The organism is Pedobacter hartonius (genome assembly GCF_900107535.1).
Taxonomy (GTDB): domain Bacteria; phylum Bacteroidota; class Bacteroidia; order Sphingobacteriales; family Sphingobacteriaceae; genus Pedobacter; species Pedobacter hartonius.
Genome location: NZ_FNRA01000001.1, coordinates 293,111 through 316,833 on the forward strand (window position 1 = coordinate 293,111; position 23,723 = coordinate 316,833).

Annotated in this window: 25 protein-coding genes; 13 read left to right on the forward strand and 12 right to left on the reverse strand. The window is 43.2% G+C overall.

The window, feature by feature from the left end:
• Positions 1–52: 52 nt before the first annotated feature.
• The 5 genes from BLW16_RS01315 (at position 53) to BLW16_RS01335 (ending at position 5,884) form a co-directional block, all read left to right on the forward strand.
• Positions 53–1,264 (forward strand): IscS subfamily cysteine desulfurase, encoded by a 1,212-nt coding sequence (locus tag BLW16_RS01315; protein ID WP_090554404.1) that lies wholly within the window; start codon positions 53–55, stop codon positions 1,262–1,264.
• 87 nt (positions 1,265–1,351) lie between these two features.
• Positions 1,352–1,678 (forward strand): HesB/IscA family protein, encoded by a 327-nt coding sequence (locus tag BLW16_RS01320; protein WP_090554406.1) that lies wholly within the window; start codon positions 1,352–1,354, stop codon positions 1,676–1,678.
• Positions 1,679–1,827: 149 nt separating this feature from the next.
• Positions 1,828–3,741, forward strand: coding sequence for an AMP-dependent synthetase/ligase (locus BLW16_RS01325; protein ID WP_090554407.1), 1,914 nt, complete (start codon positions 1,828–1,830; stop codon positions 3,739–3,741).
• A 116-nt stretch (positions 3,742–3,857) separates the two neighbouring features.
• A complete protein-coding gene (gene lysS / locus BLW16_RS01330; RefSeq protein ID WP_090554409.1) occupies positions 3,858–5,582 on the forward strand; it encodes a lysine--tRNA ligase in 1,725 nt (574 codons plus the stop codon).
• An 89-nt stretch (positions 5,583–5,671) separates the two neighbouring features.
• Entirely contained in the window at positions 5,672–5,884 is a 213-nt protein-coding gene (locus BLW16_RS01335) for a hypothetical protein (RefSeq protein ID WP_090554411.1), read from the forward strand.
• A gap of 39 nt (positions 5,885–5,923) precedes the next feature.
• On the opposite strand, the gene BLW16_RS01340 is transcribed toward BLW16_RS01335, so the two are convergent.
• The gene (locus tag BLW16_RS01340; RefSeq protein ID WP_090554412.1) at positions 5,924–6,463 is read right to left on the reverse strand and encodes a hypothetical protein; all 540 of its coding nucleotides are present in this window, start codon (positions 6,461–6,463) and stop codon (positions 5,924–5,926) included.
• A gap of 424 nt (positions 6,464–6,887) precedes the next feature.
• On the opposite strand from BLW16_RS01340, the gene BLW16_RS01345 reads away from it, so the two are divergent.
• Positions 6,888–7,301, forward strand: a complete 414-nt coding sequence (locus BLW16_RS01345; RefSeq protein ID WP_090554414.1) for a thioredoxin domain-containing protein — start codon at positions 6,888–6,890, stop codon at positions 7,299–7,301.
• Between the two features lie 4 nt (positions 7,302–7,305).
• Positions 7,306–7,986, forward strand: a complete 681-nt coding sequence (gene ung, locus BLW16_RS01350) for a uracil-DNA glycosylase (protein WP_090554416.1) — start codon at positions 7,306–7,308, stop codon at positions 7,984–7,986.
• A gap of 62 nt (positions 7,987–8,048) precedes the next feature.
• On the opposite strand, the gene BLW16_RS01355 is transcribed toward ung, so the two are convergent.
• Positions 8,049–8,519, reverse strand: a complete 471-nt coding sequence (locus BLW16_RS01355; protein WP_090554417.1) for an Lrp/AsnC family transcriptional regulator — start codon at positions 8,517–8,519, stop codon at positions 8,049–8,051.
• A gap of 138 nt (positions 8,520–8,657) precedes the next feature.
• Between BLW16_RS01355 and BLW16_RS01360 the strand changes: the two genes are divergently transcribed.
• The 3 genes from BLW16_RS01360 to smpB are packed head-to-tail and all read left to right on the forward strand — an operon-like array spanning position 8,658 to position 11,665.
• Positions 8,658–9,314, forward strand: coding sequence for a metal-dependent transcriptional regulator (locus BLW16_RS01360; protein ID WP_090554419.1), 657 nt, complete (start codon positions 8,658–8,660; stop codon positions 9,312–9,314).
• 17 nt (positions 9,315–9,331) lie between these two features.
• Positions 9,332–11,191 carry an Nramp family divalent metal transporter gene (locus tag BLW16_RS01365; RefSeq protein ID WP_090554420.1) on the forward strand — a complete coding sequence of 620 codons (1,860 nt, stop codon included), beginning with the start codon at positions 9,332–9,334 and terminating at the stop codon, positions 11,189–11,191.
• Between the two features lie 24 nt (positions 11,192–11,215).
• Positions 11,216–11,665, forward strand: a complete 450-nt coding sequence (smpB, locus tag BLW16_RS01370) for an SsrA-binding protein SmpB (protein ID WP_090554422.1) — start codon at positions 11,216–11,218, stop codon at positions 11,663–11,665.
• Between the two features lie 3 nt (positions 11,666–11,668).
• Here the strand turns inward: smpB and BLW16_RS01375 are convergent, their stop codons facing one another.
• Positions 11,669–12,325 carry a protein-L-isoaspartate(D-aspartate) O-methyltransferase gene (locus tag BLW16_RS01375; protein WP_090554424.1) on the reverse strand — a complete coding sequence of 219 codons (657 nt, stop codon included), beginning with the start codon at positions 12,323–12,325 and terminating at the stop codon, positions 11,669–11,671.
• 312 nt (positions 12,326–12,637) lie between these two features.
• Here BLW16_RS01375 and BLW16_RS01380 point away from each other — a divergent pair, with 312 nt between their 5' ends.
• The gene (locus BLW16_RS01380) at positions 12,638–13,282 is read left to right on the forward strand and encodes a hypothetical protein (RefSeq protein WP_090554425.1); all 645 of its coding nucleotides are present in this window, start codon (positions 12,638–12,640) and stop codon (positions 13,280–13,282) included.
• Here the strand turns inward: BLW16_RS01380 and priA are convergent.
• Together priA and BLW16_RS01390 are read right to left on the reverse strand one after the other, a co-directional pair.
• Positions 13,279–15,759 (reverse strand): replication restart helicase PriA, encoded by a 2,481-nt coding sequence (gene priA / locus BLW16_RS01385; RefSeq protein ID WP_090554427.1) that lies wholly within the window; start codon positions 15,757–15,759, stop codon positions 13,279–13,281. The genes BLW16_RS01380 and priA overlap by 4 nt on opposite strands.
• Complete coding sequence (locus tag BLW16_RS01390; RefSeq protein ID WP_090554429.1) at positions 15,760–16,146, reverse strand: DUF423 domain-containing protein; 387 nt, start codon at positions 16,144–16,146, stop codon at positions 15,760–15,762.
• Positions 16,147–16,239: 93 nt separating this feature from the next.
• Here BLW16_RS01390 and BLW16_RS01395 point away from each other — a divergent pair, with 93 nt between their 5' ends.
• On the forward strand, positions 16,240–17,829 hold the full coding sequence (locus tag BLW16_RS01395; RefSeq protein WP_139298234.1) for a hypothetical protein: 1,590 nt from the start codon (positions 16,240–16,242) through the stop codon (positions 17,827–17,829).
• A gap of 102 nt (positions 17,830–17,931) precedes the next feature.
• Entirely contained in the window at positions 17,932–19,359 is a 1,428-nt protein-coding gene (locus BLW16_RS01400; RefSeq protein WP_090554432.1) for a DUF5723 family protein, read from the forward strand.
• Here BLW16_RS01400 and tsaB read toward each other — a convergent pair.
• The 7 genes from tsaB to BLW16_RS01435 form a co-directional block, all read right to left on the reverse strand.
• Positions 19,356–20,042, reverse strand: coding sequence for a tRNA (adenosine(37)-N6)-threonylcarbamoyltransferase complex dimerization subunit type 1 TsaB (tsaB, locus tag BLW16_RS01405; protein WP_090554434.1), 687 nt, complete (start codon positions 20,040–20,042; stop codon positions 19,356–19,358). The two genes, BLW16_RS01400 and tsaB, sit on opposite strands and share 4 nt — an antisense overlap.
• Before the next feature lie 23 nt (positions 20,043–20,065).
• Complete coding sequence (gene yidD, locus BLW16_RS01410; protein WP_090554436.1) at positions 20,066–20,296, reverse strand: membrane protein insertion efficiency factor YidD; 231 nt, start codon at positions 20,294–20,296, stop codon at positions 20,066–20,068.
• On the reverse strand, positions 20,283–20,678 hold the full coding sequence (locus BLW16_RS01415) for a ribonuclease P protein component (protein WP_090555169.1): 396 nt from the start codon (positions 20,676–20,678) through the stop codon (positions 20,283–20,285). The genes yidD and BLW16_RS01415 overlap by 14 nt, the downstream gene beginning before the upstream one ends.
• A 62-nt stretch (positions 20,679–20,740) precedes the next feature.
• Entirely contained in the window at positions 20,741–20,899 is a 159-nt protein-coding gene (gene rpmH / locus BLW16_RS01420) for a 50S ribosomal protein L34 (RefSeq protein ID WP_083251894.1), read from the reverse strand.
• 130 nt (positions 20,900–21,029) lie between these two features.
• On the reverse strand, positions 21,030–21,764 hold the full coding sequence (locus BLW16_RS01425) for a LytR/AlgR family response regulator transcription factor (RefSeq protein ID WP_090554437.1): 735 nt from the start codon (positions 21,762–21,764) through the stop codon (positions 21,030–21,032).
• The gene (locus tag BLW16_RS01430; RefSeq protein ID WP_245735098.1) at positions 21,742–22,803 is read right to left on the reverse strand and encodes a sensor histidine kinase; all 1,062 of its coding nucleotides are present in this window, start codon (positions 22,801–22,803) and stop codon (positions 21,742–21,744) included. Before BLW16_RS01430 ends, BLW16_RS01425 begins: the two co-directional genes overlap by 23 nt.
• A gap of 10 nt (positions 22,804–22,813) precedes the next feature.
• Complete coding sequence (locus BLW16_RS01435; RefSeq protein ID WP_090554441.1) at positions 22,814–23,578, reverse strand: LiaF transmembrane domain-containing protein; 765 nt, start codon at positions 23,576–23,578, stop codon at positions 22,814–22,816.
• Between the last annotated feature and the right edge of the window lie 145 nt (positions 23,579–23,723).

Sequence of the window (23,723 nt, forward strand, 5' to 3'; positions counted from 1 at the left end):
GTTGGTCATCTTTTTTAGTACATTTGCATATTAGAACGATAAATTACTGACGATGGAACTTCCTATTTATCTGGATAACAATGCGACTACCCCCCTTGATCCAAGGGTACTGGAAGCAATGCTGCCTTACTTCAGCAGCAAATTCGGGAACGCTGCAAGCCGCAGCCATGCTTTTGGATGGGTTGCAGAAGAGGGGGTTGATTATGCGCGTGAACAGGTAGCTAAATTAATTGGCTGCACTGATCAAGAGATCATTTTCACTTCCGGTGCCACAGAAGCTGACAACCTGGGTATTAAAGGGGTGTTTGAAATGTACCGGGAAAAGGGTAACCATATCATTACTGCCACAACAGAACACAAAGCTGTGCTGGATACCTGCAAACATTTAGAGAAATCAGGCGCCAAAGTAACCTACCTGAAAGTAAAAGAAGATGGCCTGATAGACCTTGCCGAACTGGAAGCGGCAATGACCGAGCAAACAATACTCGTTACCATCATGTATGGCAATAATGAAATCGGTGTGGTTCAGCCTGTTAAAGAAATTTCAGCGATAGCCCATAAACACGGCGCTCTGTTCATGACAGATGCCACACAGGCAGTAGGTAAAATTCCGGTTGACGTGAATACCGACAGAATAGACCTGATGGCTTTTAGTGCGCATAAGATGTATGGCCCAAAAGGTGTGGGCGTTTTATATGTCCGCCGTAAAAATCCAAGGGTAAAAGTAACGGCACAGATGGACGGTGGCGGCCATGAACGTGGTATGCGTTCCGGTACACTGAATGTTCCCGGAATTGTGGGCTTCGGTAAAGCCTGTGAGTTATGCCGTTTAGAGATGGGCGAAGAGGCAAAACGCCTTTCGGCATTAAGGGATAAACTGGAAAGTGCACTTACTGTACTTGAAGAAAGTTACATAAACGGCAATACTCAGCACCGTTTGCCGCATATGGCCAATATCTCTTTTAAATATGTTGAAGGCGAAGGCCTGATGATGGCCATGAAAGACCTGGCCGTATCGTCAGGTTCTGCCTGTACATCCGCATCCCTGGAGCCTTCCTATGTACTGAAGAGCATGGGTTTATCTGATGATCTCGCGCATTCTTCTATCCGTTTCGGCCTTGGCCGTTTTACTACTGAAGAAGAAGTGGATTATGCCATCGCCAGCACCATCAAAGCCGTAAACCACCTGAGAGAACTTTCTCCGCTATGGGAAATGTTTAAAGAAGGGATCGACATCAGTAAAATTGAATGGGCCGGGCACTAGTTGTTCGGTACTTGCTCAATCTCAGCACTAATCAAACAAATCAATGGCATCATTTTAGCTGTCATTTAAACATTAATATTTAAGCATATGATCACTATCACAGAAAAGGCGAAAAGCAAAATTGATCACTTAATGCAGGAATCTCAAATGGATACCGATTATTTTTTACGTGTTTCCGTAAAAGGCGGAGGATGTTCAGGATTAAGTTATGCGCTGGATTTCGATAACGAGGAAAAAAAAGACGATCAGTTTTTTGAAGATAAAGGGGTACGTATTGCACTCGATATGAAATCATTTTTATATCTGGCAGGTACGGAACTTGATTTTACAGATGGAATAAATGGAAAAGGCTTTGCCTTTAATAACCCCAACGCTACCCGGTCATGCGGATGCGGAGAAAGTTTCTCTGTTTAAATTCTTCACAATTTTTTAAAAGGGCGCCCCGGCGCCCTTTTCTCATAAACGCAGTAGCCAGTATCGGGGGATATTCTTCGGGTTGACAACACTAATATTGCGTTCCTATCATAAAAAGTTTATTATTGCATTCGCAAAATATAACAATTATGTCATCATCAGATAAAATTTCTACCATTCCCAGCTTACTGCGCAATGTGGTAGAAACCATTCACCCTCCCGAAACTACCTTTTTGGTACATAAAAGGAATGCTGACTGGGAAAATATCTCTTTTAAGACCACGCTTGATCATGCAGATGCGGTCTCTGCGTTCTTCCTGGAAAAGGGCATTTCAAAAGGTGACCGGATGGGCCTGATGATCGAGAACGGGCCGGACTATATCTATTATGACCAGGGTATACAACAGATCAATGCCGTCAACGTATCAATCTACCCTACCCTATCGGAACATGAAGTTGAATATATCATCAACGATTCCGGAATGAGGGCCATTCTTGTTGGCAATCCCTTCCTTTTTAAAAAGATTCTAAAAATTGCGGGCAACTGCAAACAGCTGGAATATATTATCCCTGCATTTCCTGATCACTCCAGAATACCTGTTCCGGATGACCTGATGGTGGAGGTCATCAGCTTTGAAGACCTGCTGCTTACAGGTAAAGCCAAAACCGCGCAGTTCCAGGAAGAAATTACCGGCATCCGCAGGGCAATCAGCCCGTCAGACACCTCCTCTCTGGTTTATACTTCAGGTACAACAGGAACGCCAAAAGGCGTAATGCTTTCTCATTATAATTCTGTGGAGAACGTGAAAGTGTGCCTCACACAAATGAAAGTAATTGAAAAAGACGACGTATTCTTGTCGTTCCTGCCTTTATCACATGTTTTTGAACGTATGGCAACCTATCATGTCTGCTGTACAGCGGGATGTACAATGGCCTTTGCACAAAGCCTGGAAATGCTGGCAAAAAACATGACGGAGGTGAAGCCTACCGTAATGAACTGCGTACCGCGCTTACTGGAGCGCATCCATGATAAAGCCCTTAAAAGCGGAACAGCCGATGGTGGTGTAAAAGCCAAAATCTTTCTTTGGGCAATGGAAACAGGAAAAAAATACCGCCAGAGAGCAGACGAAGGCAAAAGCCTGGGTTTCCTGCTCGCCACCAAACAAAAGATAGCCGAGAAGCTGGTGTTCAGCAAGATCAAGGAAAGAACCGGCGGAAGGATAAAATTCCTGATCTCGGGAGGGGCCGCCCTTCCGAAAAATGTGGGAGAGTTTTTCGGTAACCTCGGCATTAAGGTATGCGAAGGCTTCGGCCTGACAGAAACGTCGCCCGTGATGACCTTCAGTGAAGCCAACAGACAGGTTTACGGCACTGTCGGCCGGGTAATTCCGGGCATTGAGGTAGCCATTCAAAATATTGAGACCAAAGAGATTATCAACATACAGACATATGATACTTTTGATGAAAATTTCGTGTGCCCGGAAGGAGAGATCATTGTGCGTGGCCATTGTGTGATGCAGGGTTATTTTAACAAACCGGCAGAAACTGCGGAAGCCATTGACAGGGACAACTGGTTTCATACCGGTGATATCGGAAGGTTTTATCGGGGGTATCTGCAGATCACAGACCGACTGAAGAACATCATCGTGAACTCTTATGGTAAAAATATTTATCCAAGCCCGGTTGAGAATATCTATCTGAAAAGCCTCAGGATTGAGCAGATATTCCTTGTTGGGGATAAACGCGAATACCTTACCGCAATTGTGATCCCCAACAGGGAAAGCATGCAGGAAAAATTCAAGCTGGAGGATTCTTTTTTCGAAATCAAGGAAACATTTATCACCGATCCGGAGATCATCACCTGGATCAATGAGGATATCAGGACCTTCTCCAAAGAGCTGGCAAAGTTTGAGCGCATCAAGAATTTCAAGGTGAAAAGAACGCCCTTCAGCATGGACGAAGGTGAGATCACGCCAACCATGAAAATCAAACGTAAGGTGGTAGAAAAGAAATATGCTGAAAGCATTAACGAGATGTATAGCGCATCTGCTGAAGCCGATTAGAATTTTCTAAAAAAACACCCTTCTAATTTACTATTTTTGCTGAACATTCGAATGCGCACCATTCGGATGTTTGTCATTTATAACGTTATCCGGCGGGAGCCGAATATTTAAAACATATGAGTACAGGACTATCAGAACAAGAAATACTGCGCAGAAATGCGCTTGTCCAGTTACGTGAACTGGGAATCGATCCTTATCCTGCTGAAGGTTACGAGATCAGCACAACTGCGGCAGACATCTTAGCGAACTACAATGAGGCCAATAAGGATGCCTGGCAGCAGGTAAGCTTTGCAGGCAGGATCATGACCCGCCGTATCATGGGCAGCGCTGCTTTTGCAGAGATACAGGACTCCACAGGCCGCATTCAGATTTACCTGAAAAGAGATGAGCTCTGCCCTGATGAAGACAAGACACTGTACAATACCGTATTCAAGAAACTACTGGATCTTGGTGACTTTATTGGTGTAAAGGGTTTTGTGTTCAGCACGCAAACCGGGGAGATCTCTGTACACGTTACTGAATTCAAACTGTTATCAAAATCATTAAAGCCCCTGCCCATCGTAAAACGTGACGACGAGGGTAATATATATGACGGATTTACTGATCCTGAACTGAGGTACAGACAGCGTTATGTAGACCTAACCGTGAATCCGGGCTTTAAACAGATCTTTATCAATCGCTCAAAGGTCATCAGCACCATGCGGAATTACTTCGACCAGCAGGGCTGGATGGAAGTAGAAACGCCTATTCTGCAGCAGATCCATGGTGGCGCAGCAGCACGTCCGTTTGAAACGCACCACAATACACTTGATATGCCTTTGTTTTTGAGGATAGCAAACGAACTGTATTTAAAAAGATTAATCGTTGCCGGGTTTGACGGCGTGTATGAGTTCGGTAAGATGTTCAGAAATGAAGGGATGGACCGTACCCATAATCCGGAGTACACAGCCATGGAGATCTATGTTGCTTATAAAGATTATATCTGGATGATGGCAATGGTGGAAGAATGCCTGGAGAAAGTGGCCATGGCCATACACAGTTCAGCGGTAGTGAAAGTAGGTGCGCACGAAATCAATTTCGCCGGCCCTTATGAAAAACTCACCATGTATGAGTCCATACAAAAATATACAGGGATCGATGTTTCGAAAATGACGGAAGACGAGCTGACGGCCACCTGCAAAAGTCTGGATATAGAGACCGACCTTTCAATGGGCCGCGGTAAGCTCATCGATGAGTTGTTCAGCGAGAAAGTAGAAGCCAACCTGATCCAGCCAACATACATCACAGACTATCCGCTGGAGATGACCCCGCTGGCAAAAAAACACAGAAGCAAAGAAGGACTGGTTGAACGTTTTGAGTTATTTGTGAATGGTAAGGAGATTGCCAACGCCTATTCTGAACTGAATGACCCTATTGACCAGAAGGAACGTTTCGAAGACCAGCTGAAACTGGCTGCCAGAGGTGATGATGAAGCCATGGCAATGGATGATGATTTTGTACGTGCACTGGAATATGGTATGCCTCCTACTTCAGGTCTGGGTGTAGGTATTGACCGTCTGGTGATGCTGATGACCAACCAGTCTACCATCCAGGAAGTACTTTTCTTCCCTCAGATGAGACCGGAGAAAAAAGCAAAGATCACCACTGATGAAGACTTTGTGAACGCCGGAATACCTGCCGAATGGGTACAGGTGATCAGGAAAATGGGATTTAACACGATAGAAGACCTTGCCGGCGCCAATGCAAACAAAGTATTTAATGACCTCGGCGGTATGCGCAAAAAGTTAAAACTGGATTTGACGATGCCATCCAAAGAAGATGTAACTGCCTGGTTTTCTTAACATAAAGATAACAAAGAATTAAAGGCCTGCCGTGATGATTTACGGCAGGCCTTTTCTATTTTTACCAGACATAAATAATTTGGAAAGCTATGAACAACTCCATTCTGGAAATTACCGAAAACGAATACTGCATAAAATTAAGTAAAGATGCATTTGATCTTTCTCTGATCCGTCAGCTGATCAAAAGGATTCAATCAGAGCAGTTGTTCTTTAGCAAAAGAAATGGCTATATGGAAGATGATATCATCAGCAGGGGCGGCCTGAACGAGAACGAAAATTTTGACAGTTTAAACGAGAAATAAAAAAAGCCACGTCTGTGGCTTTTTTTATTCTTCCTTTTACTAGCGGTATCTAACCTGTTGCTGCTTATCCAGCATTCCCAATTGATCTTTCATCTGTTTGATCTGATCGGCAAGTAATTTGTTCTTATCTGCTTTCTTCGCTTCTGTCAGATACATCTGCGCTTCTCTTTTGTTACGTTTTCCCATTGCAATACCAGCTAAGCTCAGCTTGGCCAGCGCAATGTTGTGGTCCATCTGCATCCCCAGGGAAAGTGCTTTCTTGAAATATTTCTCCGACTGCATCGGTGCTTTTCTCGATTCTATCAAACCGATGAGCAAATTATAGTAACCATGCTGAATCCTGATCAGCTGTGTTTCATAGTTTGTTATTCTTTTCAAATAAGCTTCAGCTTTTACCATATCGTCTTTACGTAAAAACCACTGCGCAAGAAGCATGTTCTCATTATAGAAAAAGGTAACAATGATCAGCAGACTAATCAACACCGCTAAAACACCCCAACCCCAGAAACCGAAAATCATCAGTGCAACCGCACCTCCTAATACCACAAAACCTGCAATAAGTCTTACTATGTTTGGCATAAAATCTTTAATTATTTTTTTGCAAATATCGTGTTTAAATACCAAAAACCAGATTTAAAATAATAATTAATCATTGGCATGACAGGGGGATTTCCAGCAACCGGTCATGCGGCCGGTGTTCCATTTACTTATACCTGAAAGCTGCGTTACTTATGCTGTGTAGGTGTTTTTGTGAGCTGGGTGTGAGTTGGGAGAGGATTAAATGTAAGTCTGGCGCTGTAACCCATGTTTATACCTCTCCCAACTCACACCCAGCTCACAAAAACTTACAGGAATGAACGAAGAAACAGTCTGGCAGCAACCTGAAGAAATCAACGTCTGCTCAATAAATTTACTGCGATCAAAACATTCCTTCCTATATTTGTTATTGGTTCAGGAGCATGCTTAGATCATCCTGAATTTAAATCTAAAATACTGAATATTGATGATTCAACATAATTGCAGCCGGGACAGTATCCTGTCTATACCGGAGATGAGGGAAAAATATGATACGGAATACACTGCCTATATTCCCGGTCTGGAAATAGCAGAGCAATTGAAAACCCTCCTGGAAAACGTACAGATCATTATCGTACTGGGCACCTGGTGCGCAGACAGCAGGTTACAGGTGCCCCGCTTTTTCAAAATTACCGATAGCACAGGCATTGCTGAAGACAGCATTCAACTGATCTGTATAAATGAAACGAAAAAGACGGAAGACGGCCTGACAGATCTTTTAAACATCGTCAGTGTGCCTACATTCATTTTTATGGAGGGTGATAAAGAATTGGGCCGTATCATTGAGTCGCCCACAGGCACCCTTGAAAACGATATGATTGAGATATTAACAAAAAAATAACAGTATGTCAGCAGCATTAGAACCAGGATGGTTAAAGGTCTTGGAACCTGAATTTAAAAAACAGTACATGAAAGACCTGAAAGCCTTTCTGGTACAGGAAAAAGAAGCGGGATTTACCATTTTCCCAAAAGGCCCTGATATTTTCAATGCCTTCAACTATACGCCGTTCGACAAGGTTGAGGTAGTCATCCTGGGGCAGGATCCCTATCATGGCGAGGGACAGGCTCATGGCCTTTCTTTCTCTGTAAAAAAAGGAGTGACGGTGCCCCCTTCGCTGAAAAACATTTACAAGGAACTGGAAACAGATATCGAAGGTTTTAAAACACCCGGCCATGGTCAGCTCACACAATGGGCAGAGGAAGGAGTATTACTGCTCAATGCCACCCTGACGGTACGTGCACACCAGGCAGGTTCACATCAGGGCAAAGGCTGGGAAGCCTTCACAGACCAGGCCATCAGCCGGCTGTCAGAACAGAAAACGGGACTGGTATTTTTATTATGGGGGAAATTCGCCCAGAATAAATCCATACTGATTGATGAAAAGAAACATACCGTGATCAAATCTGCCCACCCTTCCCCATTCTCGGCATATACAGGTTTTTTTGGGAGCAGGCCTTTTTCTAAGACCAACGCTGCGCTGATTGCAAGCGGAAAGAAACCTATTAACTGGCAGATCAGCGAATAACATTCGGATACCATCACATAAAAAAGCCCCTTAATGTTAAGGGGCCTGATCATTCCGGAGGATTAATATTCCAATGGAACGATAGGTTCTTTTTTGGTAGTGGACATGATCATCATTGTCTGAAAAGTTTTTACCACGCTGATCTTGCTGATCTTATCCATGATCAGCCTTTCGTAAGCTTTGATATCGCTTACATATACTTTTAAGAGGAAATCTGCCTGACCGGTCACGTGGTGGCATTCCGTAATTTCCTTAATCTGATTGACCTCATCAAGAAATATCTGGATGGTATTGTTCTTATGAAAATCGAGCTGAACCTGAATAAAAGTCTTGATGCCTAAACCCAGTTTCTCTTCATCTACTAAAGCATGATAGCTCTTAATGAAACCGGACATTTCCAACTTCCTTACGCGTTCTAAGGTAGGTGCGGGTGATAATCCAATTTCCTGTGATAAAAGTAGATTGGTTATTCTGCCGTTTTCCTGTAAAAGTCTGAGTATTTTAAAATCTATCTTATCTAATTCTGTTGCCATTTTTCTGGATCTTGAACTCAAAGGTAGAATAACAAGCGCTTATTTACCAAATTTAATTCTAAAAAATATCAATTAAATTACGCTTTATTTTATAAAAAAAATTTTAGATTTGTCTAAACATACAATTAGGCTTGTACAATGCATTCTTTTACCGAAGAAAACTACCTCAAAACAATTTATCATTTATCACAGTTTACTGCCAGCCCGGTACAGACCAATGCTATTGCAGATGGGATGAAAACCAGGCCAGCATCGGTTACAGACATGCTGAAGAAGCTTTCTGATAAACAACTGATTGATTATATCAAATACCAGGGAGTAACGCTGACAGAAAAAGGAAAAACAACTGCCGTTGGTATTGTAAGAAAACACCGTCTCTGGGAGGTTTTCCTGGTAGAAAAACTAAAGTTTAAATGGGACGAGGTACACGATATTGCCGAAGAACTTGAACATATCAATTCTGCACTATTGGTTGAACGCCTGGATGAATTCCTTGGTTTTCCAAAAAGAGACCCGCATGGTGATCTCATTCCGGATCAGAACGGATTTTTTGAACCTGTCCAGAATATCCACCTTCATGAAATGTCATGTGGGAACAAAGGGGTGATTATTGGCGTAAGTGAATACTCATCTGCATTTTTAAAGCACCTGGAAAGACTTGGCCTGACCATAGGTATCATCATCGAAATCAAAGAGATAGCTGATTATGACGGATCTGTTGAGCTGCTGGTAGACGGCAGAAAGATCAATGTCAGCCGGGAAGTGACACAGCATATCCTCATCAATTATAAATAAAGCGCCAGAAATATATAATGAAAAACTCAGAATCATTAAGTGAAGTACATCAGAGTGTGAATACGAGCAAACGTACCGGATGGCGAAGGATATTATCATTCATCGGCCCTGCCTATCTGGTGAGCGTGGGTTATATGGATCCGGGAAACTGGGCTACCGATCTGGCCGGGGGAAGTAAATTCGGGTACCAGCTGATCTGGATCCTGCTGATGTCAAACCTGATTGCCCTCCTGTTACAGTCGCTCAGCGCCCGTCTTGGTATCGTGCGCGGGCTGGACCTGGCGCAGGCCTCAAGAAATGCCTATCCCAAATGGGCCAATATCCCGCTGTTTGCTCTGGCGCAAACTGCAATTGTAGCATGCGACCTTGCCGAGATCATTGGAATGGCAATTGGCTTGAACCTGCTCTTTGGCCTGCCATTGATCTGGGGAATCAGCATTACCATCTTTGATACAGTCCTGCTGTTATTCCTCATGAATAAGGGCATGCGGAAAATGGAGATCTTTATTGTATCCATGGTATTCATCGTAGGTTTTTCCTTTTTAGTAGAGATGTTCATTGTAGAACCATCCATAAAGGAAATTATCGGGGGGCTTAAGCCATCTGTCCTCTCCGGACAGGCTTTATATATTGCCATAGGAATCATTGGTGCTACGGTAATGCCCCATAATCTCTACCTGCACTCTTCATTGGTACAAACCAGGAAATTCGAAAGAGACGAGAAGGGCATTAAGGAAGCAATAAAATTTAATTTTATTGATACTGCTGTAGCACTCAACCTGGCATTCTTTGTCAATGCCGCCATATTGATCCTTGCCGCTGCTGCTTTTTTTAAAAACGGGCTGCATGAAGTTGCCGAGATACAGGACGCCTATAAATTACTCGGGCATATCTTTGGTGGTGTTGCCCCTACTCTTTTTGCACTGGCACTGATTGCCGCCGGGCAAAGCTCTACAGTGACAGGCACGCTGGCCGGACAGATCATCATGGAGGGCCACATCAACCTGAGGATACAACCCTGGCTGCGCAGGCTGATTACCCGCCTGCTGGCCATCATACCTGCATTTTTCACTATCCTCTATTTTGGCGACGACGCACTGAGCGGATTGCTGATCCTGAGTCAGGTAGTACTCAGTTTACAACTGGGTTTTGCGGTCATCCCCCTGATACATTTCACTTCTGATAAAAAAGAAATGAAAGGCTTTGCGATAAAACTCTGGGTAAAGATACTGGCCTGGCTGAGTGCCGGTGTGATCGTGCTGCTGAATATCAAGCTGGTTATCGAAGAGATTACAGGCTGGGCTAAAGCTTCGGACGGATGGTACATTTACTTTCTGATCGTTCCCCTGGCCATTCTCATAGGACTGATGCTGCTGTACGTTTTTATCTATCCTCTGTTTACCAGGAGTAAGGTGAGGAACAATGTTCCCCATGGAAATGCACTGGCAATAGAGAGCGTGGAAAAAATCAGCTATACAACAATTGGCATCACGGTTGATTTTTCAAAGAATGACCGCAATACGATCAGGCATGCGCTGATACAGGGCGGAAAAACCACAGATTACCATTTGATCCATATTGTGGAAACCGCGGCCGCACGTTACCATGGGCAGGCGACAATGGACCATGAAACACTGAGTGATGCCGGCAACCTCGACAAATATTGTGAGAATCTCGCCAGTCTTGGTTACCATGCCATACCGCACATCGGTTTTGGAAGTGCCGCAGGTGCTATCGCAGAAATCAGCAAAAGCAGCAAACTTGAATTACTGGTGATGGGTGCGCACGGACATAAAGGATTAAAAGACCTGATCTTTGGCACTACTGTTGAGTCTGTACGGCATAAAGTTACTATTCCTGTATTGGTAGTGAGGTAGGAAAAGACGATATTTGTTAATTCTATGAAGAACGATATTCAAATAAAAAATAAAAGAGCATACTTCGACTATAATATTATTGAGAAATATGATGCCGGACTGGCATTACTGGGTACCGAAATCAAAGCGATCAGACAGGGAAAGGCCAACATGACCGATGCCTTCTGCATGTTTATCGGCAATATCCTATACGTAAGAAACCTTCACATTTCAGAATACAGCCACAGTTCCTTTCACCATCACGACATCAAGCGGGACAGGGTGCTGCTGCTTCAGAAAAAGGAATTGAAAAAATTGAAATTCAGAAGTGAGGAAAAAGGCTATACCATAGTACCCCTGCGCATCTTCACCAATGACAGGGGATATGCCAAAATCGAGATTGCACTGGCTCAGGGAAAGAAAGAATTTGACAAAAGAGACAGTATCAAAGACCGTGAATCCAAACGCGAGATGGACCGGGCACTGAAAGTTTAACTGCTACCAGGCCTGGTCTCCAACCAGGGGAACAAACCTGAAGGTATCCAGTTCAAATTTCTCAAACTCAGTGTCATTGATACGGATCACGGTAACCATGGTCTGTGAATGTTCGTCACCCACAGGAATAACAAGTATTCCTCCAACCTTAAGCTGTTTCAGCAGAATTTCAGGAACAAAGGGCGCCCCGGCAGTAACAATGATCTTATCGTATGGTGCATGGGCAGCAATCCCCATTGAGCCATCACCAAAAAAGAAATTCGCAGGATAACCCATTCCGGGCAATACCCTGATGGTATGCCTGTAAATGCTCTCCTGTCTTTCAATCGTATACACGTCTGCCCCAAGTTCCATCAGGATGCAGGTCTGGTAACCGGAACCCGTGCCGATCTCCAGCACCTTATCACCCTTGTTAATGTGCAGCAACTCGCTTTGATAGGACACGGTATAAGGCTGGGATATGGTTTGTCCGTCGCCAATCGGGAAGGCAATATCTTTATAGGCCTGGTTCCAGAAGGTTTCATCAAAAAAGAAATGCCGCGGCACCTTTCCAATTGCTTTCAGAACACGCTGATCTGTAATCCCTCTTGACGCAAGATGCTCAACCAGCTTTTTACGCGCCCCTCTTTCCCGGTAATTGTCTACAAATTTATATGCCATTGCATCTCAAAAATACTTCTTTGCCTGCAAAAATCTATTGTTTTTATTCGGGTAAATTCGATCTGCACTGTAAGACGCATGAAATCACTGTCTTGAGTGTCTCCTAAAACAGATTAATTTGGCTTATCATTTCACAAACGAAACAAGCAACTTTATTTAAAGATACGTAGCAGAATTACCTCTGAAAACAAAAAAAAATTGTATTGAAGGTTTTTAATGGGGTCAGGAAATATGATATATTTTTGGGTTGACATCACACAATCTATTCTTCGTATGAGATTAATTTTACTTTTTTGTTTACCCTGTTTTTTTGTGCCGATTATTTCATTTTCACAAATCAACGGTAACTACCGGTATTCCATTGCGGCCAGAGGATTCGCAGCCATACGAGTGCCCAAAATATTCAACCAGGAATCAGAAAGATACCTGAATACTACATTGAACGGCGGTATGATCAAATTTAACGATAACGAGTTCAGCTACAGGATCAGCGGAAATTTCATCGATAAGGCATTATCTTTCGATAACAATTGTATCAACTGTGACCTTGCCCGCGGAAGGTTAAAAGACTATGCCTTTAAGGTAGGTTTTGAGAAAAACTTTAGCTATTCACGCCTGCAGCCGTATTTTGCATTGGATATGGGATATCGATATAACCGGTTCAAAGGATTGGTCAATACCATCAATAACCAGCGGAGCATCGCTTCTGTACATGATCTTGAGGATACCAAAAGCGGCGGTACCGCTGCCTCCGCTATAGGGTTAAAGATCCACCCGGTTGAGTACATTTCCATTTTCATAGAAAGCGGCATTGAATTTTACTATGCCTATGTCCGCCAGGATGTCACTGCACAGGATATCACCGCATCAGGAAAGCAGATTAAATTTAACAGAGGGGAATTTCTGCTTAATCCTCTATCGATTGGCATACAGATCCAACTGACAAACAAAAACTAATACGGATCCACATCGATCTGGATGATCACGCCCTTGTATGCCTTGTCACCGTTAAAATCAGTAATGGTTTGTCTGATCACAGCTTTCACCTTTTGGATGGCATCAGATTTATCCGATTTGATGATCAGTTGTTTGATATAGTAGTTCCTGATCCTCGATACCAGGGGCTGCTCTGGCCCCAGCACACGGCTCCCCAGCTGTGCCCTCAGCAATGAAGCGAAATGCAGGGAGGCGGCGTTTAACAGGTTTGAATCCTTATGTTTTACGTTGATAAAAATAAGCCTGGTGAACGGCGGATAATGAAACTGTTTACGCTCTTCAATCTCGTCGTTATACATCTCGGTATAATTGTTCTCTACCACCTGTTTAATAATACGGTGGTTATCATCATAGGCCTGAATGCAGACCTTGCCCTGCTTATCGCGCCGGCCTGCCCTGCCTGCCACCTGTGCCAGTAACTGATAGCTGCGCTCGAAAGCCCTGAAATCAGGATAATTCAGCAGTGTATCTGCATTGATGACTCCAATCAGTGTCACGTTATCAAAGTCCAGCCCTTTGGCTACCATCTGCGTGCCGATCAGGATGTCGGTCTTTTTCTCCTGGAAATCGCCAATGATCTTTTGCAGACTGTTCTTTGTTCTGGTACTGTCCACATCCAGCCTGGCAATCTTTACGTCAGGGAAGATCAGGCTCAGCTCCTCTTCCACACGTTCGGTTCCAAAACCTTTCTGCTCAATATGCACCGAACCACAGGCCGGGCAGATATTCATGCTGCTCTCATGGTAACCGCAATAATGACAGTGCAGTTTGCCGCTGCTTTTATGAAAAGTCAGGCTTACATCGCAGTTCACACATTTAGGTGCAAAACCGCAGGTCTTGCAGATCAGAATGGTGGCATATCCCCTCCTGTTCTGGAACAGGATCACCTGTTCTTTTTTTTCCAGCGTTGCAGCAATATCATCTATCAGTACACTGGAGAAATAAGAGACCATTTTTTTTCTCTTTGTTTCCTCAGAGATGCTCACCACCTGCTGCAGGGGAAGCTCTACGCCTCCAAACCTCTCATTGAGCGAAACCAAACCATATTTATCATTTAAGGCATTGTAATAACTTTCTATGGAAGGTGTGGCAGAGCCCAGTACAATTTTCGCCTGGTGAAGATGCGCCAGGTAAACAGCAGCATCCCTGGCCTGGTACCTTGGTGCAGGCTCATTCTGTTTGTAGGATGATTCATGTTCTTCATCAACGACGATCAGTTTAAGCGCATTGAAAGGCAGAAAAACAGATGACCGTGCACCAAGTACGATCCTGTATTTTCCGCTCAGTACATGGTTCCAGATCTCCACCCGTTCATTGTCGTTGAATTTAGAGTGATATACCCCTATTGCGTCGCCAAAATAACGTTTAATCCTTTCCACGATCTGTGTGGTCAGTGCAATTTCCGGGAGCAGGAACAGGACTTGTCCGCCGCTGGCAATGGCCTCTTCAATGAGTTTGATATAAACCTGTGTTTTGCCTGAAGCGGTTATTCCGTGCAGCAGTACCACATCCTTCGACTGAAACGCTGTCTGTATATTCGCGAGTGCAACACTTTGCGCATCGCTGAGCTTAAAATTTAGGATCAGGTCATCATTCTCGTCCTGCAAACGGCTGACGGCCTTTTTATGGAGACTGAAAATTTCTTTGTCCAGTAAAGATTTCAGTGCCCCCGGTCCGCAATTGCTCTCCTCCAGCAGCTGCTGTCTGGATATCTCCCCTCCGGATTTGGAAAGTTTGATATAGGCCAATAGGGCGTCCAGCTGTTTGGGTGCGCGTTCCAGTACTTCAAATAATTGCCGGAAATTATCTTCTTCCTTATAAAAAGGATTTAAGCTGATATATGATTTTAATAAAGGCTTATATTTTTCTACCACCTCTTCGGCAATATGGACGATCTCCTTGTCCAGCAAAGACCTGATCAGAGGGAATACCGTCTTCTGTCCCAGCAGGGCCGATATCTGGTCTACAGTTAGCCGCTTCTGCTTTTCGAGTGCAGCGATCAGTATAGCTTCTTTCTCTGTAACTGCAAGTTCATCATAGCTGATTTCCTCACGCAGGATGATGATCGTTTCACTTGCCAGTTTTAAACCGGCGGGCAGGGCGGCAGACATCACATCCCCTTCATTACAGAGATAATAGGCTATCATCCAGTCCCAAAACTGCAATTGCAGCTGATTAACCAGGGGATGTTCATCAATCACATCAATAATATACTTAGCCGGATATAATTCCGGTGCGGTCTGGCTGATACTTTTGATCAGTGCGGTATAGATCTTGTTCTTGCCAAACTGAACGATCACCCTTTTGCCGACAGCGGTATGTTCGTTTAGATGGAAGGGTATGCGATAGATATAATTTTTCGAGAGAGACAGCGGCAGGATTACCTCGATGAACAGTGTATCCCGTTCCGCAAAATCCATATCAATATTTTCCTGCATTTATCTGTTCTTTAAGGCGGCAAAAAAGAGGATCACCCAGCCTAAAATAAGAAGCAGTCCTCCGAAAGGGGTTACAGGACCTATAATATTTACAAATCCGATATGCGTGATATCCCTGGTTGCCAAAAGGTAAAGTGATCCTGAGAAAAGTACGATCCCTATGGTAAAGCAAAAATAAGAAAAGTCTACCAGTTTTGTTCTGAAACGTGCAAAAGTAGACAGGAAAAGTAACGCGAAAGTATGATAAAACTGATATTCAATTCCTTTGGTCCAGATATCCATTTGATCAGCAGAGAGAATATTTTTTAAACCATGGGCCCCGAAAGCGCCAAGTATCACTGCCACTGCACCAAAAAAAGAAGCAGTTAAAATTATTCGTCTATTCATTAAGTTTAGCGTTTTTCTGCTGCTGCAAAATTAATAAACCTCTTTGCATTTTCTTAGTAATCCAACTATTAAATTAAATTTGCGTGAATACAGATGAAACGGATATACCTCACTTTAATGATATTGGTGCTTGCTATGACGGGCATGGCCTATTTGTACTTTTCAAGGCTCAACCGGGAAAGCACTTATAACGAGATCAGCCTGTATGCAGCAACTGCAAATTCGGGTCTGGTATTCTGCGTTCACAATGACCGGAGCATATTTGAGATCTTAAAAGGGCAGGATTTGTTCGAAAAGCTGCTGGGAGCGGATAAATTCAGCCGGCTGAGCCTGCTGAAGGACCTGGTTATTTCCAATTCGTCTGTCAATAACCTGATCACAGGCAGGGATGTATTTATTAGCTTCTCAGGAGGAAAAAATAAAGACACAGACTATCTGATCAGTACACAGCTGAACGATGAAAAAGAAAAGCCATTGTTAAGCAGCGCACTGCAATCTGAAGGGATTAAAATAACCCAGGCCGGGGGGATGATGAAACTTACGCTGAATGACAGTACCGTCTTTTATATGGCCATGGAAAAGAACCTTGTTCTTTTATCCAATCAGCAGGAGCTGATTAAATCTGCGCTTACAGTAAACCCTTTAAAAGGCCCCCATGAGTTTATCAGCTATATCAAATCAAACAATAAACTCAGCAAAAACAGCGTAGGTAATCTTTTTATAGATTTCAATAAGGTACCTGCCCTGATCAGATCCATCTTGCCGGGTAACTTAAACGGGAACCTCAGCATCTTCAACCAGCAGAACTCATTTGCTGCACTGAATTATAACTTCAGCAGGGAAAGACTCTTTTTCAGCGGGAATACCCGCCTCAACGGAACAGGCAATTACCTGAACCTGTTTGCCGGCACCACTCCCAGAAAGAACAGCATTGACAATCTGCTGCCGGAAAACACGGCTAACTTCCGGCTGTATGCTATCCCCGATTATGAGAACTGGAGAAAATCCCTGAACAGCTGGTTTGACCTGCATGAGGAAGGCCGTAAAGTAAAGGCAACTATAGCAGGAACCGATAAGACCTACCACCTGAATGCAGAAGAGATCTTTCCCAGGTACTTCAAAGACCAGCTGATCACCTTCCAGCTCAAATCGGCAGCCAGCCTCGGTGCCATTAACCTGAGCAATGGCGATAAAGTAAAACAGCTCTTAATTGATATCAGTGAAGACTATGATCAGGATATTAAGCTCCTCAAAGTGCCCGGACTGCTGTATTGCTATTTTGGTGAGCCGCTAAAAAAGTTCGGTAAACCCTATTATACTATTATTGATAACTACATGATTTTTGCAGGCCAGCCGGGAACCCTTCAGGCATTCCTGCAATCTTACAGAAAGAATGATCTGCTTGTAAATACAGCGGATTATATCAATCTGTATTCCCAGATATCAGATGTTGCAGGTATTACCTTTTATGTGAACCATAAAAATTCAAAAGACCTGGTCAGATCTCAGATCTACACCCCGTATTACCGTCATTATCTGTCAAAAAACGGGCTTGGAAAATTCAGCTCATTAATTTATCAGCTCAATGGGGATAAAGGAGCGTTTCAGACTAATCTCTTAATCAACACGTTAGCTGAGGAGGAAAATCCGGCAGTAACTGATAGCTTATCAATTATCAGATAATACCATTCTGATCAAGACGTGTTTACATAGTATGAAAATTTAATATACAAATAATCTGTTTATACCATTAAAATCAGCATATTTAAGAACGCTTTTTAAACTATGGCAAAAAGATACTTATTTATCTGTGTTTTACTAATTTCTGCTACGCATCTCAAAGCACAACAATACGGACTTTTTAATACCAGGACATTATTTGATGCTTTTGAAAATCCTGCTCAGAAAGCATTTGTTCTCGACTCCTCGCGCCAGTTCGCCTCTAACTTTTTCCTGCCGTATTTTGGCCTGAACGCCGCCAATAAAGGAGATTCAAAGTATACACTTAGTGAACTGATCAACAACAGCACCTACAATACTGATCACATCCTGATCGGTAACAATAACAGGAACAAGCTCTTTGAGAGTTCCAATATTTACCTGCTGACCTTCAGACTGTTCCAGTCTTATAAATACAATAAAGAACTCGGCTTTTCCTGGCAGGTACGTTCTGATGCGTTTGCGGATTATACCAACGAGACGCTGGTAGTTTTTGGCGACTATAACAGGTTTACAAACTCACAGAATTCGCTGCTGAACAGCAACGGATTCGGACAATCCTATCACCAGTTTAGCGTAACCTACCGTGAAAACCTGACCAAAAGACTTGCCCTGGGCGTCAAACTGAGTTTACTGAGCGGTATCACTTACAACAAAATAGATATTACCAATTCCAGTTTAACGATCAACCCGGAAACGGAAGACTTAACTGTCGGGCTGACGGGAACCTATAAATCTAATTTCCTGCGTGCAAAAGAACTGGACAGGAGCAACTTCTTCCCAAATTTCAAAAACCCTGGTATGTCTGTGAGTTTTGGTACTACCTATACCGCCAAAAGCGGGGTGTTTATTATGGCAAACGTTAAAGATCTGGGTTTTATCAGGTGGAATAAGGAGTCGCACTCCATCAATGTGAACGGTGCAGTTACCGTAGGAAGAGAAACCATTGATCCTATAGATACAAATTATATCAATACCAACACATTGGAAAATGAGTTAAATGATCTGTTTGTCAGATCAGACCGTCAAAAAAGCTTTTATACACCAACCAATGCCAAAGCCGATTTTATGATCTCCAGGAAATTTAACTGGTACACCCCCAGCCTGATCGTTTCCAAAAACCTCTTCTACCAGGGTGGGGATGCAGCTTTTGTCAACAGGTTTAAATACAATGAATTTTCTGTAAGCCTTTCTCCTACTTACAATATGAACGGCTTTGGGATGCTGGGCACGCAGGGTATGTACCAGACTCCCAATTTCGAATTCTTCCTTGGAACAGACAACTTACTAAAGTCGGCCTCCATCCGTAAGGAAGCAACGGTCAATACAGGATATTACGGAGCTTCAATTTATATGGGACTGGCTATTAAATTCGGATATGTAGTTGAACATCCGCAAAACAGCAGTTATATGCCGGGTGTGGGAGATGACACGGAAACCAGTTTCTTTAAGAGGATCTTCAGGGTTTTCCAGAAGAAAGGCAGTGACAATTAGACTTTCTTTTTTGCCTGGGTGATCACAAAATCTTTGAGATAATAGGGTTCAAAATAAGCTGTATCTTCAAAATCCTGTCTGTTAAAGGCCTCAAATGCCAGGCCGCTCATATGTGCCGCTGAGTTGAAGTTCAAGGCAGAAAAATGTGCATTTGCCGATAAAATTGACTCATTGCATTTCATGGCGCCATCACCGATAAAGCTGATCTCCCGGTTTTCCAGCTCCTCCAGGTAGGAATACTCATCGATAATTTTAGCGCTCACAGGCAACACTTCAGTAAGATGCTGGTCATAGAGTGCAGTAAAGACTTCCATTCTCCTGGCATCGATCATCGGGCAAACCAGACCTGAATAATTTTCCGCAGTACCAAGAAAACCCCTGGCCATCATCTGTAAGGTATTGATTCCGATCAGCGGCTTCTCTACTGCAAAACAGATCCCCTTGGCTGTAGATACCCCGATCCGTAAACCTGTATAAGATCCGGGGCCTTTACTTACTGCAACCGCATCCAGGTCTGCATATGCCATCCCGGCATTGGCCATTACTTCTTCAATAAATAAGGTAAGGCTGCCTGCATGGATATTATGAGCCCTAAGCTCTTTCAGGGCGATGGTTTCACCGTTTAGAGAGATTGCAGCAGAACATGTTGATGTAGCGGTTTCAATTTGAAGTATTGTAGCCATTGAAGCAATATTTTTAAGTAAATTCAGGGAACGGGGTCATGTCCGTGTGCCCCCCAGGGATGACAGCGGCCAATCCTTTTGAGCGTAAGCCAGCCGCCTTTAAAAGGGCCGTATTTCTTTATGGCTTCGATGCCATATTGTGAACAGGTAGGCGTAAATCGGCAGCTTGAACCGAGCAGCGGTGATATAAACCACTGATAAAACTTAATCAGTGCTAAAAAGAACCAGCCGATGATGCGTTTAATCAGTTCCATTTGTTGCTATCGTTAACATTAGCTTTTTAAAGGCATTTGCCAGTTTCTTCTCAAAAAAAGCATAGTCGTAATGCGCTTTGCCAATAAACTGTATAGAAAGTAACAGGGTTTGATTCTCCTGGTTGAGCAGGGGATAAAGGTCTGTTGATTTATGAAGCCGATAAGCCTCACGCGTTCTGCGTTTGATCAGATTTCTGTCATGCGCACGCTTAAATCTTTTTTTGGATACATTGATCACTACCTGCGCAGGAAAAGCACTTTTACCGGGCACAAATATATAAGACAGGCGAAAGGGGTACAATAAAAAAGAAGAACCGTTCTTAAATAGCAGGTCTAATGATTTCCTGCTGCATAACCGTTCTTCTTTGATAAATGTTTTCATGTTTTTGATCGCATATTCGCAGACATAATGATCTGCCGGCACTTAAAGTGCAGCAATCAAAATTATGCTTTGTGACGACGTTCGTCAGACACTGATAATTTTCTTCTTCCTTTTGCACGACGAGAAGCTAATACTCTTCTACCGTTTGCTGTAGCCATTCTTTCGCGGAAGCCGTGTTTGTTTCTTCTCTTTCTTTGCGAAGGTTGGAATGTTCTTTTCATAACTGTATGATATCTTAACTATTATTTTTTTAAATAAGAGGTGCAAATATAGCGCGATTTTTTCTTAATTGCAAATAGATTCAGTAAAGTTTCGCTTTTTATCCATTCTTTATGTGCAGCCACCGGATCATTATATTCCAAGTGCTGCTTTGAGTTTGATGTAACCTGTTTTGCTGACGGGAAGCCAGATATCAGACTTTAACAGCACTACATAGCTGTCTTTCTCCTTCAGTTCAATCCTGCTCACCTGAGCCAGGTTGATCAGATAGGAACGGTGGATGCGTATAAACTGTTCACTATTGAGTGTGTTCTCAAAAAAACTCATCGTTTTATTTTTATAGAAGTGCCCCTCGGTAGTGCTGAGTTTTACATGATCATCATCGGCTTCGAAGTAGTGGATATCATTAACGGGGATGATCTTGATCACGCCGCCGGTTTTTACCACTACCCTATGCTGTTGTGCAGGACTCATTGCGGCCGTCTCCAGCAATTCTTCTGTAGGTGCCGTTTGCTTTAACCGTGCGGGAAGTTTGTGCATTGCCTGGTCAAACCTGTCCTGCTCTATGGGTTTCAGCAGATAGTCTGCCGCGTTTACTTCAAATGCTTTGATCGCAAACTCATCAAATGCCGTTGTAAATATTACTGCAGGCGGATCTTCCACCAGTTCCAGCATCTCGAACCCGTTGATCCTGGGCATCTGGATATCAAGGAAAATAAAATCGGGCCGGAACTGCGTAATGGCCTTTAATCCCTCAAAACCGTCACTGCATTCCGCAACAATCTCAATGTCAGGAAAACTTTTCAGATAATGTTTAACCACATCCCGTGCTAAAGGTTCATCATCAATAAGTATTGTTCTGATCATATGTCTGTGGTATTTTAAGGGTCGTTAAATAGATGTTATCTTCCAGTGCCGCCGTTTGCAGCAGGCCGCTGTCAGCAAAGAGCAAATATAATCTTCTTCTGATAGCAGTCAACCCAAATCCTGTACCACCTGCGGCTTTCATTTCAGGATCATAAGGATTTTGTACACTGATCTTCAGCATGCTGTTCTCCAATTTTACATTCACGGAAATCAGTATGGCTTTTGAGGTATTGTAAAGTCCGAATTTAATCGCATTTTCTACAATAGGCTGCAGCAATGTACCCGGTAAACAAAGTGCGAGTGTATCATCATCAATCTGAATGTCCAGGTTCAGGCGATGGCTAAACCTTACTTTTTCAATATCAAGGTACAGCTGAATGTATTCCATTTCTTCTGCCACACTTACCCAGACCTCATCGTCCCTCTTCAGCGTGCCCCTTAAAAAGGAAGCCAGTTTAGTGATCATCGTACCCGCCTCTTTAGGATTAACAATGGTCAGTGCGTACACCGAATTTAAACTGTTGAATAGGAAATGGGGCTGCAGCTGGTGTCTTAGTTTATTGAGCTCAGCTTCTTTGGCCAGACTCTGCGCAGTATGCAGGCGCTCCTGGGTTTCAGACTGCTCTTCCAGCTTGTACCATAATACATTGGCAAATGCACACCAGACCAGGAATACAAACAGGACGATAGACCTGAAGGGCATTGACACATCGAGAAAACTCACATAGGTCTGATAGCGGCTGAAGATCATACTGAGTGCATATGTACTTAGAAAAGACACGGATATGGATAACACAATAGCGAGTATCACCACGAAGAGAACGATCTCCTGTTTGGGCTGGTAAAACCTGAGAATAGTGCCAACTACAAGACAGGAAAGTGCCAGAAGCGTATTGGTGATTAAACTGTCTGCCACCGAGGCATACCAGTTAAAATTGAGCGTATAATAAAAAAGCAGGACGAATGCCACGATCCAGGCAACGAAGAGCATTACTCCTGCTTTTTGTACGCTTTTGCTTAACAAAGGATTATTGGCCACGATCTTTTATTTAATAGTTTCTGATATCCACCCCGCCAAATATCGCTATGCCTGTTATTTTTATGATTTTATGCGGTTCTTCTCCCAGCGGAACAATGGACCTTTTGTCATCTACCCCACCAAATATGGGAGTCAGTTCAGTTTTCACTATCCAGTTTGGCGGGATAACGATCTTTACCCCCCCGAATATGGCAATCACATCCAGAGTAATGGTTCCTTCAAAGTCGGCCTGCGTAAAGATCAGGTCACAGCCCCCAAATACTGACACCACATCCCCGCCTTTAAAATTTTTGGAGAAGATTTGTTGTTTACTTCCACCAAATACATTTACAGAATCAATATAGTCATTTTCCGGGCTGGAATAGTTTTGATCACCGGAGGTTTCTGCCCCGTCAGGATTCTCCCCCAGATTGAAATCCAGCGGTTTTTTTTTCCATTTACCCCCCCGGTTCAACCCTGTGGGTTTTAAGATAAGATATAATCCCAGTATAATGAATGCGCCTGCAAAATAATATTTAGACATGTCCAGATCCACCATATCTTCCAGTGTAAAAATACCGCCGATAATTACCATGACCATCCATCCCGCACCGGTAAAATTACGTCTGTACCCGATCAGCAATCCGATTGCAATTAAAATTGTGTGCCAGCTAAATATCCAGTGAGGAATTCCTATTCCAAAATTCCTTAAAAAAAATATCAGACCAATCACTAAAAGGATCAGTCCGCCGCCTAGTCTGTTTGAACGGTTGTTTGAGTTTTTATAAGTTTCCATTACCTTAATTTTTCATCTAAACTAGCGCATATCATCAGAATTCTATATAGCTACAGGCCCATACAGCGGTAAAAAGGCGGTAAACATCGTTTTTTTGTCGGTGAAAAAATATGCGTTAATTTGGCAATGCCGTTATTAATTTAAA

What these genes read in the sequence shown, in the direction of transcription:
- BLW16_RS01345 (WP_090554414.1), top strand. Translation starts at nt 6,888, where the DNA reads ATGATTCAACATAATTGCAGCCGGGACAGTATCCTGTCTATACCGGAG.
- ung (WP_090554416.1), top strand. Translation starts at nt 7,306, where the DNA reads ATGTCAGCAGCATTAGAACCAGGATGGTTAAAGGTCTTGGAACCTGAA.
- BLW16_RS01320 (WP_090554406.1), top strand. Translation starts at nt 1,352, where the DNA reads ATGATCACTATCACAGAAAAGGCGAAAAGCAAAATTGATCACTTAATG.
- BLW16_RS01365 (WP_090554420.1), top strand. Translation starts at nt 9,332, where the DNA reads ATGAAAAACTCAGAATCATTAAGTGAAGTACATCAGAGTGTGAATACG.
- BLW16_RS01325 (WP_090554407.1), top strand. Translation starts at nt 1,828, where the DNA reads ATGTCATCATCAGATAAAATTTCTACCATTCCCAGCTTACTGCGCAAT.
- BLW16_RS01340 (WP_090554412.1), bottom strand. Translation starts at nt 6,463, where the DNA reads ATGCCAAACATAGTAAGACTTATTGCAGGTTTTGTGGTATTAGGAGGT.
- BLW16_RS01360 (WP_090554419.1), top strand. Translation starts at nt 8,658, where the DNA reads ATGCATTCTTTTACCGAAGAAAACTACCTCAAAACAATTTATCATTTA.
- rpmH (WP_083251894.1), bottom strand. Translation starts at nt 20,899, where the DNA reads ATGAAAAGAACATTCCAACCTTCGCAAAGAAAGAGAAGAAACAAACAC.
- yidD (WP_090554436.1), bottom strand. Translation starts at nt 20,296, where the DNA reads ATGGAACTGATTAAACGCATCATCGGCTGGTTCTTTTTAGCACTGATT.
- priA (WP_090554427.1), bottom strand. Translation starts at nt 15,759, where the DNA reads ATGCAGGAAAATATTGATATGGATTTTGCGGAACGGGATACACTGTTC.
- lysS (WP_090554409.1), top strand. Translation starts at nt 3,858, where the DNA reads ATGAGTACAGGACTATCAGAACAAGAAATACTGCGCAGAAATGCGCTT.
- BLW16_RS01315 (WP_090554404.1), top strand. Translation starts at nt 53, where the DNA reads ATGGAACTTCCTATTTATCTGGATAACAATGCGACTACCCCCCTTGAT.
- BLW16_RS01400 (WP_090554432.1), top strand. Translation starts at nt 17,932, where the DNA reads ATGGCAAAAAGATACTTATTTATCTGTGTTTTACTAATTTCTGCTACG.
- BLW16_RS01395 (WP_139298234.1), top strand. Translation starts at nt 16,240, where the DNA reads ATGAAACGGATATACCTCACTTTAATGATATTGGTGCTTGCTATGACG.
- BLW16_RS01415 (WP_090555169.1), bottom strand. Translation starts at nt 20,678, where the DNA reads ATGAAAACATTTATCAAAGAAGAACGGTTATGCAGCAGGAAATCATTA.
- BLW16_RS01355 (WP_090554417.1), bottom strand. Translation starts at nt 8,519, where the DNA reads ATGGCAACAGAATTAGATAAGATAGATTTTAAAATACTCAGACTTTTA.
- BLW16_RS01425 (WP_090554437.1), bottom strand. Translation starts at nt 21,764, where the DNA reads ATGATCAGAACAATACTTATTGATGATGAACCTTTAGCACGGGATGTG.
- BLW16_RS01375 (WP_090554424.1), bottom strand. Translation starts at nt 12,325, where the DNA reads ATGGCATATAAATTTGTAGACAATTACCGGGAAAGAGGGGCGCGTAAA.
- BLW16_RS01435 (WP_090554441.1), bottom strand. Translation starts at nt 23,578, where the DNA reads ATGGAAACTTATAAAAACTCAAACAACCGTTCAAACAGACTAGGCGGC.
- tsaB (WP_090554434.1), bottom strand. Translation starts at nt 20,042, where the DNA reads ATGGCTACAATACTTCAAATTGAAACCGCTACATCAACATGTTCTGCT.
- smpB (WP_090554422.1), top strand. Translation starts at nt 11,216, where the DNA reads ATGAAGAACGATATTCAAATAAAAAATAAAAGAGCATACTTCGACTAT.
- BLW16_RS01335 (WP_090554411.1), top strand. Translation starts at nt 5,672, where the DNA reads ATGAACAACTCCATTCTGGAAATTACCGAAAACGAATACTGCATAAAA.
- BLW16_RS01390 (WP_090554429.1), bottom strand. Translation starts at nt 16,146, where the DNA reads ATGAATAGACGAATAATTTTAACTGCTTCTTTTTTTGGTGCAGTGGCA.